This is a genomic window from Dyella sp. 2HG41-7, from assembly GCF_021390675.1.
Lineage (GTDB): Bacteria > Pseudomonadota > Gammaproteobacteria > Xanthomonadales > Rhodanobacteraceae > Dyella_B.
Genome location: NZ_JAJEJV010000003.1, coordinates 44,561 through 58,678, shown reverse-complemented (window position 1 = coordinate 58,678; position 14,118 = coordinate 44,561). Strand labels below are relative to the sequence as shown.

The window sequence follows — 14,118 nt, the reverse complement described above, 5'->3', positions numbered from 1 at the left end:
CGCCTCAATACACATCGCGGGCGTAACGGCCCTGCTGGATCAATTGGTTCAACCACGCTTCGGCGTCTTCGGTCGAGCGTGCGCCATGCTCTGCGACGATCGTCACTAACGCTTTATGCACGTCTTTCGCCATGCGATTGGCGTCGCCGCAGACATACAGGTGCGCGCCGCCGTCGAGCCATTCATAGAGGCTCCGCCCTTGCTCGATGAGGCGATGCTGGACATAGCGCTTTTCCGCTTGATCGCGCGAGAAGGCGAGATCGATGCGATGCAACGATCCGTTCTTCAACGCCTGCTGCCACTCGGTCTGGTACAGGAAATCGGAATGAAAATGCGGATTGCCGAAGACCAACCAGTTGCGCCCGCCAGCTCCGCGTTCGGCGCGTTCCTGCACAAACGCGCGGTACGGCGCGACACCGGTGCCGGCGCCGATCATCACGATATCGCGATCGTCGGCGGGCAGATGAAAGCGTTCGTTCGCTTCGATAAACACCGGAGCGGATTCGCCTTCGGCGTGTTGCGCGAGATACCGGCTCGCGGCGCCCCAGCGTGCTTCGCCCTCGAAGTCATAGTCGACGTGGCTCACCGTGAGATGAACCTCGTCGCCCACCACGGATTGACTGGAGGCGATGGAATACAGGCGCGGCGCAAGCGGTCGCAGCGCAGCCACCAGCGCGTCGGCCGTCCACTCGCCGGGATGCTTGCGCAACAGATCCAGCACCTGCCAGCGCGAGAACAAATCGGACAGCGCTTCGCGGGAATCGGGCGACAACAAGGCTTGCAAAGACGCATCGCCGCTGCGTTCGGCATGCGCGGCGAAGAACGGGCGCGTAAGCAGCGTCAGCTCGCGGTGTTGCGACAGCCATGTACGCAATGCGTGCTCTTCCTCGGCGACACGAACCGTTGCTTCGCCATCGAGTTGAAGCGCATTCAGCACCGCATCCACCAAGACCGGCGACTGCGTCGGCCACACACCGAGCGCATCGCCCGGCGCGTAACGAAGGCCGGAGCCTTCCAGCGACAATTCCAGATGACGCACGTCGCGATCGCTCGTGCGGCCCGTGATGCGTTGATTAAGCAGCACGGGCGCCTGGAACGGCTGCTCCCGATGCCACGCCGGCGCGGTGCGCGCCGTGCGCAGCGTGGTGACCTTGGCGAGCGGCGCCGATGCCTTCAGCTGTTCACGCGCCTGTTGCAATGCGTGTTCCAGCCACGGATGCGCGACGGTTTCGAGATCGACGTCGGCTTCTCCGGCGGGAAACAGGCGTTGCGCGCCGAGCGCGGCAAAACGCTCGTCCAACTGGCGGCCGATCGCGCAAAAGTTGGGATAACTCGAATCGCCGAGACCGAGCACGCCAAAGCGCAACGACTCAAGCTTGGGCGCGCGTGCGCTCGCAATGAACTCGACCAACGCACGCGAGTCGTCCGGCGGCTCGCCATCGCCTTGCGTGCTCATGACAACGTAGAGCAAACGCTCTTGCTTCAACTCGCGCGTGGAATAAGCGTCTGCGCGCACGACGCGCACGGCCAGGCCGGCGGCGGATGCGCGCCGACCCAAGTCTTCGGCCAGACGTTTGGCGTTGCCGGTTTGGCTGCCATACACCACGGTCAGGCGTGCTTGAGCTTCGGGACTCGTGACGGTTTCATTGGCGGCGTTTTTGCCAGCAGCTTGACGCTGCGTCGCCAGGCCCGCGAGATAGCCGGAAAGCCACTGCAATGCAGGGGCTTCCAATCCATCGACAAGACGAGCGACCAAGGGGTGCTTGTCTTCGGGTAGCGGCAACAACGAGGCGGCAGTCATCGTTTAGTCCTTGGACGTTTAGACGTCCATCTGATCCATCGATGTTAGAACTTCGTTTATTGGCCAAGAAATGATGGGCCGGCATATCCGCATGCCATTCCCTCCTTTCCGTTGCGCGAAAGGCGACAGGCAGCATGGATTCCGGGCGTTGTCCCCCGCGTCCATCGGGAAGTTCTTCATTCACCTTTCACGGGCGCCGCTGTGCGGCGCCGGAGGTTGCTATGCCACGACGATCTAAGCCTGTCTGTGCTGTGTTGACGCTGGCCGCTTCGGCATGTTTCGCCACGCTGGCCCCCACCCACGCCAAGGCAGGCGATATCGATTGGCTCGACCATTGGCCCACGCATTTCCAAACGGGCGATGGGACCGATATCGGTTTGGTACTGCGTTACCAATATGACGTGAACGACTTTTCTCATGACAACAACGCATTCACGGATGCGCATACCAATCGGCGCAAATACCTGGGCTTCTATGTCAAAAAGCCGGGGGTCTACGACGCGTCCGTGTACTACGACTTTCAATCCAAGCAATGGCAGGATGCGTTTTTCCGCTTGCAGTCGCAGGCCGTGCTGGGCGAGGACTTTGGCGCCCTTCGTTTCGGCCAAAGCAAGACGCCGGTAAGTTTCGAGGGCGTCACCACCTCCACGCAGACCACCTTTATCGAATTGGCGCTGCCGTCGCAGGCGGTCTACGAAAATCGACGCATCGGCGTGGATTGGGCCATTCAACGCACGCATTGGCTTGCCAGCCTGGGTTATTACGGCGAGAACATGGCGGGGAAAAACCACGGGCATACATGGGTGGCGCGTGCGGCGTGGATACCGATACATGAAGCGGATCGCGTGCTGCACCTGGGTGTCGCCGCGTCGGAGGAACGGCCCTACGGGCTGGTCAATGCGCTGGGCGTGCAGCAGCCGGCGACGGCCAGCTTCAAAACGCCGCCGGAGGCGGGCCTCACTACTGTTACGTTGGTGAGCTCGGGCACGTTGACCCATGTGAACCATATCGATCGTCTTGGTGTGGAGGGGCTGTGGATCGATGGGCCCTGGTCGGTGCAAAGCGAATATCTGCAAGCGAAAACGACGTTCGACGTACCTAAGCCGAACTACGACCTCAGCGGTTACTACGTATTCGGAAGCTGGGTCGTTACCGGCGAATCCCGCCAGTATCACGACGGTAACGTCAGCAACGTGATTCCAACTCATCCATGGGGCGCCGTCGAATTCGCGGTGCGTTACAGCGATCTGGACTTGAACGACGGCCGCGTGCAGGGCGGCAAAGAACACGACTGGACGGCCGGCGCGAACTGGTATCTGGGGACGCATTTGAGGCTGCAGGCCAATTACATCCGCGCTTTCGGCAATCGCAAGGGGCTGGTGATTGATCCGCATATCGTCGAGTTGCGCGCGGAAATCTTCATTTAATTCGTCCACGCATATGGATAGGACGAACCGCGCTTTCGGACGTCCATACCTCCAATCCTATAGTTGAAATTGGGCGTGTTTGCTCAGAGGAAATCGTTACGCATGAAACGCCTACTGCTCGTTTTAGCAGCGTTGCTTTCGCTGGGTGTCGGCTATGTGTCGGCGGCAGATGTAAAAATTTTAAACGCTTCCTACGATCCCACGCGCGAATATTTTCGGGACGTGAACGTGGCTTTCACCGCGTACTGGCTCAAGCAGGCCGGCCAGAACGTGGAAGTAACGACATCGAATGGCGGCTCCGGCAAGCAGGCGCGCGCCGTGCTCGACGGTCTGCCTGCGGATGTTGTGACGCTGGCCTTGGCCTACGACATCGATGTGCTGGCGGATAAAGGCCTGCTGGCCAAGGATTGGCAGACGCGGTTGCCGAACAACAGTTCTCCCTATACGTCCACCGTGGTGTTTCTGGTGCGCAAGGGCAATCCCAAGCGGATCCACGACTGGCAGGATCTCATTCGCTCGGACGTACAAGTGATCACGCCCAATCCCAAGACATCGGGCGGCGCGCGCTGGAATTTTCTTGCCGCGTGGGGATGGGCGGCGCGCCAGCCGGGCGGCAGCGCCGAGAAAGCGCGCGCGTATGTTTCGGCGCTGTATAAAAACGTGCCGGTGCTGGACACGGGTTCGCGTGGCGCGACCAACACGTTCGTGCAGCGTGGCATGGGTGACGTGCTGATCGCCTGGGAAAGCGAAGCCTTGATGGCGCAGCAGGAATTCGGCAAAGACAAGTATGAGATCGTCGTGCCATCGCTCACCATTTTGGCGGAGTCGCCCGTCGCGGTCGTCGACACGGTGGCGGCGGCACATGGCACGCAAAAGGTCGCCCTTGCTTACTTGCGATTTCTCTACAGCGCCGAAGGTCAGGCGATTGCCGCCAAGCATTTCTTCCGCCCGCGCGACGCTGCAGTCGCGGCGACATACGCCGCGCAGTTTCCGGCGGTAAAGACCTTCACGATCGCAGAGCAGTTCGGCGACTGGCGCAAGGTGCAGGCGACTTACTTCAACGACGGCGGCGTGTTCGATCAGATCGCCGAAGGACAGCAGTAAGCATGACGATACGGAACGTACTGCCAGGATTTCGCCTTAGCACCGGCTACGCGCTGACGGTGCTCGGCGGTTGCGTTCTGTTGCCGCTGGCCGCGTTGTTGTGGACGGCTTTCGAACTGGGGCCTGCGGGCTGGTGGGCGCAGATCGCCACGCGACGCGTGCTGGCGTCGTTGCGCTTGAGCTTTGGCGCGGCGCTGCTGGCGGCCACCATCGACGCGTTGCTGGGTTTGCTGATCGCGTGGGTGTTGGTGCGCTATCGCTTTGCGTTTCGCCGCGTTTGCGACGCCTTGGTCGATCTGCCGTTCGCGTTGCCGACAGCCGTGGCAGGCATTTCATTGACGTCGCTCTATGCGCCCCATGGCTGGCTCGGCAGTCGCCTGGCGCCGTTGGGGATCGAGGTGGCGTATACGCGACTCGGCGTGCTGTTGGCGATGGTCTTCGTGGGATTGCCGTTTGTCGTGCGCACCTTGCAGCCGGTGTTGGAAAGCATGGAAAGCGACCTTGAAGAAGCGGCGTACACACTGGGCGCGTCGTCGTGGCAGCGCTTCGTTCGCGTGCTGTTTCCACTGTTGCTGCCGACGCTGTTGACTGGTTTTGCTTTGGCGCTCGCTCGCGCGATCGGCGAATTCGGCTCGGTGGTCTTTATTTCGGGCAATCGTTTGTTCCGCACGGAAATCGCGCCCTATCTGATCGTGCAGAAGATCGATTCGCAATACGACTATCGCGGCGCAGCGGCATTGGGCGCGGTGATGCTGGCGGCGTCGCTGCTGTTGTTGATGGCGATGGCATCGTTGCAGCGCTGGTCGCGTCGCTGGGCGGTGGTGCGCTGATGGCCGTCGTCGCTGCAGCGGTGTCGATGGGTGGCCGTCCGTCGTGGTCGATACGTGTTGCGCGCACGACCTTGGTCTTAAGCGCGCTTGCAGTATTGGTCTGGTTGCTGGTGCTTCCATTGCTGGCGATTGTCGCCGAAGCCTTTCAGCAAGGCGTGGCGTTCTATCTGGATGCGATTCGACAGCCCGACACTATTGCGGCAGTGCGTCTCACGTTGATCGTCGCCGCGATTGCAGTGCCGTTGAACCTCGTCTTTGGCCTGGCCGCCGCATGGTCGATGACGCATTTCGAGTTTCGCGGCAAGGCGCTGCTCGGCGCGTTGATCGATCTTCCGTTTTCCATTTCGCCGGTGATCGCCGGCATGATGCTGATTCTGGTTTACGGCAAGGACGGTTGGCTGGGTTCGTGGTTGGAGCCGCATGGCGTACAGGTGATTTTTGCGCTGCCGGGTCTGGTGCTGGCGACCGTGCTCGTGACCTTGCCGTTCGTCGCGCGCGAATTGATGCCGCTGATGCAGGCGCAAGGCTCGGAACAGGAAGAGGCCGCGCTTACCTTGGGCGCGAGCGGATGGCAGATTTTCTTTCGCGTCACGCTGCCGCGCGTGCGTTGGGCGCTTTTGTATGGCGTGTTGTTATGCAACGCGCGGGCGATGGGTGAATTCGGCGCGGTGTATGTGGTGTCCGGGCATCTTCGTGGCATCACCAACACGCTGCCGCTGCAAGTCGATCAGCTCTATCAGGAAAATTTTTCCGCCGCTTTCGCCGTGGCGTCGTTGCTTGCTTTGCTCACTGTTCTCACACTCGGCATCAAGCGATTGGTGGAGTGGCGGCACGGTGACGACTTGAATCGTTGAGGAACCAGAACGCCATGGGCATCGAGATTTCCCGCTTACGTCGTCAGTTCGGCGCCTTTGTGGCGCTGGACGACGTCAGCCTGACGATTGCCGACGGTGAGTTCGTCGCCGTGCTTGGGCCGTCGGGATCGGGTAAGACTAGTTTGTTGCGCATTCTTGCCGGCCTGGATCAACCCGACGCGGGAAGCGTGCATCGCGACGGGCAGGATCTGCTGCAGCTGGACGCGCGGCGGCGCGGCGTGGGTTTGGTGTTTCAGCACTACGCGCTGTTTCCGCATATGACGGTCGCTCAAAACGTGGCATTCGGTTTGCGCGTGCGACCGTGGCGTGCGCGACCCAAGGCGTCGATCATCAAGGCGAATGTCGATGCGTTGCTCGCGCGCGTGGAATTGGAAAGCCTGGCGAATCGCTATCCATCGCAATTGTCGGGTGGCCAGCGTCAGCGTGTAGCGTTGGCGCGCGCGTTGGCGATCGAGCCGAGATGGTTGTTACTGGATGAACCCTTTGGCGCGTTGGATGCGCAAGTGCGTGTCAATTTGCGCAATTGGCTGCGCGAGTTTCACCGTTCGCTGGGCATCACGACCTTGTTCGTCACGCACGATCAGGACGAGGCGTTGGAAATGGCGGACCGCGTGGTGGTGATGAATCGCGGTCGCATCGAACAGATCGGCACGCCTGAGCAGATCTATCGCCAGCCGGCGACCCCGTTCGCGTCGCGCTTTATCGCGCGCGGACAATCGTTGCCGGGGAAGGTGGATGCGCAGCAATTGCATCTATTCGGTCACGCGTGGCCGCTCGACGATTTCTCGACGGAAAACGTGCACGACGTTTCCGTGCACGTGCGCCCGGAAGACATCGTGCTGGCGCCGCGGCAAGGCGATGGGCTCAAAGCGCATCTGCTCAACCTTCGTCACGTGGCCGGTACGGTACGCGCCAGCTTGCGATTGGAAGGCCTGGATGAGCCGCTCGAAGCCGAATGGAGCGAACGCGATTGGGCGCGCCACGGTGGCTCCGCGGATGGCGCGGTGAGCATTCATTTCCATGTGCTTTCGGTTTTTGGCGTGGACAGGGAGGGTCATGTGCAACAGCGGTCGACGTTTCACCCCGCGCATACAGGCGCGCCGGTGGCGGTTGGCCCTTGGCGGCGCATCGAGGCGTAAGCGCACGAATTCGGAAGTGGGAGATGAAACGGTCATAATGGTCGAATGACCGTAACCTCGCTTCCCGCCGAATCGCCCGCGCTGCAGGCGCTGATCGACGACCGTTACGCACAGCTTGCGGCCCGCTGTCGCGCCGCGGGCGTGCCGCTGCATGACGACGCAGGCGTCGCCGAACGCATTCGCCGTACGTTGCTCGCCAGCGATTTCGCGTTCGAGACATGGCGCAACCAACCGCAGCTGTTGTCGCCCCAAGGTCTGGAACGCTTGCGTGTGAATGGCGATGCGTCGACGCGTATCGACGCGTTGAAGCTCGATGCAGACGAAACTGTTTGCATGGCGACGCTGCGGCGGTTTCGGCATGCCGAGGCGCTGCGCCTGGTGTTTCGCGACGTCAACGGTTTGGACGACCTGCCGGAAATTCTTTCCGCCACCAGCGTGCTTTACGAAGCCTTGCTCGGCGCGGCGCTGGATTGGTCCGAGCGCAATTTGGCCGTTCGTTACGGCCATCCGCGCGGCGAAGATGGCGAACTGCAGCGTCTGGTCGTGGTCGGTTTCGGCAAACTCGGCGGCAGCGAGTTGAATTTTTCTTCCGATATCGATCTGGTGCTGGCGTATCCGCAAGGCGGCGAGAGCGACGGCGCGCGCGTGCTAGACAACAGCGAATACTTCGTGCGTCTCGGTCGGCAATTGGTGCGCCTACTGCACGAGCCCACCACCGACGGCATCTGCGCGCGCGTCGATTTGCGCTTGCGACCTTTTGGCAATGCGGGTCGCTTGGCGTTGCCGTTCAGCGCGATGGAGCAGTACTACCAACGGGAAGGTCGCGACTGGGAGCGCTACGCGTGGATCAAAGCGCGCGCCGTCGCGGGCGATCGCAACGCCGGCAAGCAATTGCAGGAAATGCTGCGGCCGTTCGTATATCGCAAATACCTCGATTACACGGCGTTCGCAGGATTGCGCGAAATGAAGGCCTTGATCGACGCCGAAGTGGCGCGCAAAGACCTGGCCGATAATCTGAAGCTCGGCCCCGGCGGCATTCGCGAAATCGAATTTATTGTGCAACTGGTGCAATTGATTCGCGGTGGCCGCGAGCCGAGCTTGCGCGTGCGCGGATTGCTGCCGGCGTTGACCGCTTGCGAAGCGCGTGGACATATTCCTGCCGCACGAGCACGCGCGTTGCGCGAGGCCTATGTGTTCTTGCGTCGACTGGAAAACCGCGTGCAGATGATGCGCGATGCGCAAACGCACGATTTGCCCGACGATCCGTTGACGCGCGAACGGCTCGCGCTCGCGCTGGATTACCCGGCGTGGGAATCGTTGGCCGAAGAATTGGCGAAACATCGGGACATCGTCGCCAACGAGTTCGAGGCCGTGCTGATGCCCGAAGGCGGCGCGAAATCCACCGTGCCGGCCGCCGATGCGATCTTGTGGAAAAAAGCGTGCGACGAATCGCTCGAGGCGAGCGTACTGGAGGCTTCCGGTTTCGTGCCTGGCGGGGAAGCGCTAGATGCCTTGCTGAAGTTGCCGCAGGCGGCATCGTTGCGTGCGATGTCCGCGCGTGCGCGCGAACAGCTCGATCATTTGATGCCGCAGTTGCTCGCCGCCGCGCGCGATTCCGCCGCGCCCGTGCCGTGTCTGTTGCGTTTGTGTCGTTTGGTGCAGGCTGTCGCGCGTCGGCCTTCGTATCTGGCGTTGCTAGAAGAGCAGCCCTCCGCGCGCAAACGTCTTGCGCAGCTGTTCGCCGATAGCGCATTTCTTGCGGAGCGCGTGATTGCGCAGCCGTTGCTGCTCGACGACGTGCTCGATCCGCGCATCGATCAGTTGCCGCTCAAGCGCGCGGATATCAGCGCCGAAATCGCGCATGTGCTCACGACGCTGGACGAACGCGAAGCCGAGGCGGAGCTGGAGCGTATCAACGAATTTAAATCGAGCATCGCGTTTCGGCTGGGTCTCGCCTTTAACGATGGTCGCGCCGATGCCGTCGCCACCGCGCGCAGGCTTGGCGCGTTGGCCGAATCGGTGGTCAATGCGGTGGCGGCGCTGGCCGAACGCGAAGTGATTGCTGCGCACGGGCGTTTGCCTGGCGAAGGTTCGGGCTTTTCGATTCTGGGTTACGGCAGTCTAGGCGGCGAGGAACTGGGTTTTGCGTCCGATCTGGATCTGGTGTTCGTGTTCGACGGTCAGCGCGCGCAAGAAATGAGCGATGGACCGCGCTCGCTGGAAGGTTCGCGTTGGTATCAACGCTTGACGCAGCGCGTAATGAATTGGCTGACCGTGCTCACGCGCGCGGGGCGCTTGTACGAAGTGGATACGCGGTTGCGGCCGGACGGCTCGAAAGGTTTGCTAGTCGGCAGCCTTGATGCGTTTGTCGCGTATCAGGAGAGTCGTGCGTGGACCTGGGAGCATCAAGCGCTGCTGCGCGCACGTCCGGTAGCAGGCGACGCCGCGTTGAATGCGAAATTGAGCGACGTGCGGCGCCGTACGCTCGCAGTATCGCGCGATCGCGCGGCGGTGCTCGCGGAGGTAAGCAGCATGCGCCAGCGTTGGCGTGCGGAGCGCGATCGTTCGGATGCGGCGCAGATCGATCTCAAACAAGGTCGCGGCGCGTTGCTGGATATCGAGTTTGCGCTGCAAGGTCTCGTGCTGGCGCATGCGGCCAAAATGCCGAATTTGCTGTCGACGACCGCGAATGCAGGATTGATCGAGCTTTGCCGCAACGACGGTTTGCTCGATACCGCGCAAGCCAACTGCTTGACGCGCGCGCATGCCGAGCTCTTGCGTCGCGCGTTGCAATGCACCTTGGATTTGCGTTCGCGCATCGCGCCTCGCGACGCTGAATTGGATGAGTTGTGCGGCGAGGTCGGTGTGGTGACGCACGCGCTCGGATTCGATTTTTAGCTCACAACCCTCGTTGAGCTTACGATGCGAGCAAGCGCTTGCGCAGCGCGTCCGCAATCGCCGCGGTTTCACGCAGCGGCGTTTGTGTGGCGGGCGCATCCTCGTCCATCTCGTGCAACAGGCCGGCCGCGCGCAGGCTTTGATGAAAACGCGCCAGTTTTGGCGGCAAGGCTCCCGTGACGAACGTGTGCACCGCGCAACCGACTGCGCACGCTTCGCTCAGCATATTGACCGAATCGGGCGTGACGATGAGTCGATCGGCCCAGCCGAGCACGCCAGGGTACGGATTGTTGCCGTCGTCGGGTCCGGCCCAGACCAGGCCGGGATTGCCGCGCAATGCGTTACGCATCACTTCTACGGCGGCGACGGGCGTGCGGCGCGAGGCCAGCACCATTAGGCTTCCGCCTTCGTGTCGACGACGCTCGAGCAATCGTTCGACCAGACGTTGCGCATAGTCCGCATCGATGCGAATGCCACCGCGCGGCCCGCCGAGCAAGACGCCGACGCGCGGTTGCGGCAGTTCGCTCAGCGTCGGACTGGCGTCGCGGCCGTCCTGCAGCCAGGCATCATCGATTGGGTTCAACGAACCCAAAGGGTTCATCACGTTGGCGCCCGCGAGGCCATCGTGGCGTGGCGCAATCACGGTGTCCCAGTGCGCCGGAGCGACGCGCGGATCGAGAATCTGCACGGTGTGGCAATGGCCTTCCGTCAACGTGCGCAGCATGCGCGTCAGCAAGGCCGCGCTTCGTCCGCACCCGATAGCGATGCGGGGCCACGGCGGCGCGAACGCGGCGCGTTGCGAGGCGGGAAGGGCGAGCCGACCGCCCCATGTCATACGTGGCGACAACCACGACCAGGGCGCCCGCGGCGACAGCACCAGGTGTCGCACCGGCATATTCATGTGCTCGGCCAGGGCCAGTGCTTGCCGTTGATTGCCGGCGGCCAGGTCGGTGATCGCCCAACATTCGCCCTGCGGCGGGGCAGGCGCATCGTGTCCCGACGGGGTGATTGTTGCCGGATCGTGCACAGTACGTTCGCCCCCGTCGCCGTTGATTCATCCGGCTTGCGCTTACACTCTACGTTCATCTCGCCCCGTTTGGGGCGCGTCTTTCGTCATGCATTGAGGATACCCATGAGCGAGAAGCTTGCCGAGGCAGCGCTGGATCAATTGTTCCGCACGGCGCGCACCTATAACGCCTTCCTCTCCAAGGAAGTGACCAACGAGCAATTGCATGCGCTCTACGACCTGGCGAAGTTCGGTCCGACCAGCGCCAACTCCTCGCCGATGCGGCTGGTGTTCGTCAAATCGGCAGCGGCGAAGGAAAAGCTCAAGCCGTTCCTGTCCGAAGGCAATCGCGCCAAGACCATGGCCGCGCCGGTGACGGCGATCGTCGCCAACGACCACGCGTTCTTCGAGCAGCTGCCGAAGCTGTTTCCCCATGCGGACGCGCGCAGCTGGTTTGCGGGCAATCAGGCCTTGGCCGACACCACCGCGTTTCGCAATGCCACGCTGCAAGGTGCGTACGTGATCATGGCGGCGCGCGCGCTGGGTCTGGATTGCGGCCCGATGTCGGGCTTCGACAATGCGGGCGTGGATCAGGCGTTCTTCGCCGGCACGACGATCAAATCGAACTTCCTGATCAATATCGGCTACGGCGATGCCAGCCGCGATCTTTTCCCGCGCAGCCCGCGGTTGTCGTTCGACGAAGCGGCGCGCGTCGAGTAACGCAAAGCTGTCGTTTTTCCGAAGGATCGCCGGCGGTATGCTCCCAAGGCGATCCTGTAGTTGATGAAAACAAAACCCCTTAACCCATCGTATTAGGCAGGAGATTTTCATGCGTACTCTTCGCTACGTGTTGCTGGCCGGCTTGCTTGGCGCAGCGCTGTCGGCTCAGGCCGCCCCGGTGACCTACAAGCTCGATCCCGGTCACACCATGGTGCTGTTCAGCTGGAGCCACTTCGGCTTCTCCAATCCCACCGCCGACATCGGCATTTCCGACGGCACGGTGGTGTTCGACGAACAGAATCCGTCCAAGTCCTCGGTCGATGTGACCATGCCGCTGAGCAATCTGGACACGCACGTGCCCGCGCTCGACAAGCATCTGAAGGAACCGGATTTCTTCAACGCCGAGCAGTATCCGACCATCACCTTCAAGAGCACGAACGTGCAGCCGCTCGGCGGCAAGCACTTCAAAATCACCGGCGACCTCACCGTGCACGGCGTCACCAAGCCGGTGGTGCTGGACGCGACGCTGAACAACGTCGGCAAGCATCCGATGACGGGTCAGCAGGCCATCGGCTTCAACGCCACCGGTACGCTGAAGCGTTCGGATTTCGGCCTGGGTGCGTACGCGCCGAAGGTGAGCGATGACATCCAGCTGCACATCACCACCGAAGGTGCGGTGCCGAAAGCTGGCGCGCAGTAAACGTTTCGTAGGAAACGCGGGCGCCTCGAACGATGTCGAGGCGCCCTTGCGGCACGCTGAACCCGCCGGTCGGGCGCAACCGTAAAAAGCGTAGGGCTGCTAACATGGTCGGCCCCCATGTCTTACCCGGAGCAACAGCCCATGTCGGGTTCCTCTGCCGCCGCCACGCCTATCCTGGCGAATGCCGAAAATCGTTACGAAGTGACGCGATCGGACCTGCCGCTGTCTTGTCCGATGCCTGGTATGGCGCTCTGGAACTCCCACCCGAAGGTCTATCTGCCCATCGTTGAGGACGGCGGCGAGTCCGTATGTCCTTACTGTGGCGCGCATTACGTCCTGCGCGACTGAAAACCTGCCGTCATTCCTCGTGAAAACGCGCCAATCGGCACGATTGGTGCTTGGTTTTCTCGAATGAGAGTCGCGAATGAGGGAATCATGTCCGTTGCCGCCACACCGGCCAGAACGCTGACCGTTGTGCAGCTCATCCCTGCGCTGCAATCGGGCGGCGCGGAGCGTTCGGTGTTGGAAGTGGGACGGGCCCTCGTGCAAGCGGGCCACCGGTCGGTGGTGATCTCGGCAGGCGGTCGCCTGGTGTCGCAACTGGAAACCGAAGGCAGCGAACACATCACGCTGGATATCGGCCGCAAATCGCTCTCCACCCTGTGGCGTCTAGGGTCGCTGCGCCGAAAGCTGCGTGAGCTCCGCCCGGACGTGGTTCACGTGCGTTCCCGTTTGCCGGCCTGGATGGGCTGGTGGGCGCTCAAGGGCCTATCGCCCCGGCCGCATTTCATCACCACCGTGCACGGACTCAATTCGCCCGGCCGCTACAGCGCCATCATGCTGCGCGGCGAGCGCATCGTGGTGGTCTCCCAGACGGTGCGCGATTACTTGATCAGCCACTACGAGAAACTGGACACCACGCGCATTCGCATCGTGCCGCGCGGCATCGATCCGGAAGCGTTTCCCTACGGTCATCGTCCCGACGAGGCGTGGCAGAAGGCGTTTTTCAGCGAATTTCCGAATCTCGCCGGCGCGCCGCTGCTGACCTTGCCCGGTCGAGGTACGCGCCTGAAAGGCCATCACGATGCGATCGAACTGATCGCCGAGCTCAAGCAGCGCGGCATCGACACGCGGTTGCTGTTGCTCGGCGTAATTCAGCCAGGTCGCGAAGCCTATGTGCAGGAGCTGCGGGAACTGATCAAGGGCCGCGGCGTGACCGACCAAGTGGTGATGACGCCACCGCGTGAAGACGTGCGCGATATCTACGCGATGTCCGCGCTGGTGCTCCAACTGTCGAACAAACCCGAAGCCTTCGGCCGCACCGTGATCGAAGCGCTGTCGCTATGCCGCCCAGTACTCGGCTACGCCCACGGCGGCGTCGGCGAGTTGCTGGCCGAACTCTATCCTGCCGGTCGCGTACCGCCCGGCGATCACGAACGCCTGGTCGAACGCGCCGCCGAACTGCTGCGCGTCGCGCCGCCCATCTCGCCACTGCAACGCTATCGGTTGATCGATATGCAGCATGCGGCGTTGGCGCTGTACGAAGAAGTCGTCGGTTAAAACACGCACCGGCTCAAGCTCGGCCTCGCCTACAATGCCCGAACCACCGTTGTGGATC

At 62.2% G+C, this 14,118-nt stretch carries 12 protein-coding genes; 10 read left to right on the top strand and 2 right to left on the bottom strand.

The genetic code is table 11. The features are described 5' to 3' along the window. Positions 1–4 precede the first annotated feature (4 nt). Positions 5–1,801, bottom strand: coding sequence for an assimilatory sulfite reductase (NADPH) flavoprotein subunit (locus L0U79_RS00275; RefSeq protein ID WP_233839878.1), 1,797 nt, complete (start codon positions 1,799–1,801; stop codon positions 5–7). Positions 1,802–2,022: 221 nt separating this feature from the next. Here L0U79_RS00275 and L0U79_RS00270 point away from each other — a divergent pair, with 221 nt between their 5' ends. The 6 genes from L0U79_RS00270 (at position 2,023) to glnE (ending at position 10,074) form a co-directional block, all read left to right on the top strand. Beyond that, positions 2,023–3,228, top strand: coding sequence for a porin (locus L0U79_RS00270; protein ID WP_233839877.1), 1,206 nt, complete (start codon positions 2,023–2,025; stop codon positions 3,226–3,228). Positions 3,229–3,330: 102 nt separating this feature from the next. Continuing rightward, on the top strand, positions 3,331–4,332 hold the full coding sequence (locus L0U79_RS00265) for a sulfate ABC transporter substrate-binding protein (RefSeq protein WP_233839876.1): 1,002 nt from the start codon (positions 3,331–3,333) through the stop codon (positions 4,330–4,332). 2 nt (positions 4,333–4,334) lie between these two features. Beyond that, positions 4,335–5,162, top strand: coding sequence for a sulfate ABC transporter permease subunit CysT (gene cysT / locus L0U79_RS00260; RefSeq protein ID WP_233839875.1), 828 nt, complete (start codon positions 4,335–4,337; stop codon positions 5,160–5,162). A gap of 26 nt (positions 5,163–5,188) precedes the next feature. Beyond that, the gene (cysW, locus tag L0U79_RS00255) at positions 5,189–6,016 is read left to right on the top strand and encodes a sulfate ABC transporter permease subunit CysW (RefSeq protein ID WP_233840106.1); all 828 of its coding nucleotides are present in this window, start codon (positions 5,189–5,191) and stop codon (positions 6,014–6,016) included. 14 nt (positions 6,017–6,030) lie between these two features. Further along, entirely contained in the window at positions 6,031–7,176 is a 1,146-nt protein-coding gene (cysA, locus tag L0U79_RS00250) for a sulfate ABC transporter ATP-binding protein (protein WP_233839874.1), read from the top strand. A 45-nt stretch (positions 7,177–7,221) separates the two neighbouring features. Continuing rightward, positions 7,222–10,074: a bifunctional [glutamate--ammonia ligase]-adenylyl-L-tyrosine phosphorylase/[glutamate--ammonia-ligase] adenylyltransferase gene (gene glnE, locus L0U79_RS00245; protein WP_233839873.1), complete on the top strand. Its 2,853-nt coding sequence runs from the start codon at positions 7,222–7,224 to the stop codon at positions 10,072–10,074. 19 nt (positions 10,075–10,093) lie between these two features. On the opposite strand, the gene L0U79_RS00240 is transcribed toward glnE, so the two are convergent. Beyond that, positions 10,094–11,101: a mitochondrial fission ELM1 family protein gene (locus L0U79_RS00240; protein ID WP_233839872.1), complete on the bottom strand. Its 1,008-nt coding sequence runs from the start codon at positions 11,099–11,101 to the stop codon at positions 10,094–10,096. Between the two features lie 105 nt (positions 11,102–11,206). Between L0U79_RS00240 and L0U79_RS00235 the strand changes: the two genes are divergently transcribed. The 4 genes from L0U79_RS00235 (at position 11,207) to L0U79_RS00220 (ending at position 14,060) form a co-directional block, all read left to right on the top strand. Further along, positions 11,207–11,800: a malonic semialdehyde reductase gene (locus tag L0U79_RS00235; protein WP_233839871.1), complete on the top strand. Its 594-nt coding sequence runs from the start codon at positions 11,207–11,209 to the stop codon at positions 11,798–11,800. A gap of 109 nt (positions 11,801–11,909) precedes the next feature. Beyond that, entirely contained in the window at positions 11,910–12,500 is a 591-nt protein-coding gene (locus L0U79_RS00230; RefSeq protein ID WP_233839870.1) for a YceI family protein, read from the top strand. A 141-nt stretch (positions 12,501–12,641) separates the two neighbouring features. Further along, on the top strand, positions 12,642–12,848 hold the full coding sequence (locus L0U79_RS00225; RefSeq protein WP_233839869.1) for a zinc-finger domain-containing protein: 207 nt from the start codon (positions 12,642–12,644) through the stop codon (positions 12,846–12,848). A gap of 87 nt (positions 12,849–12,935) precedes the next feature. After that, on the top strand, positions 12,936–14,060 hold the full coding sequence (locus tag L0U79_RS00220; protein ID WP_233839868.1) for a glycosyltransferase: 1,125 nt from the start codon (positions 12,936–12,938) through the stop codon (positions 14,058–14,060). Positions 14,061–14,118: the final 58 nt, after the last annotated feature.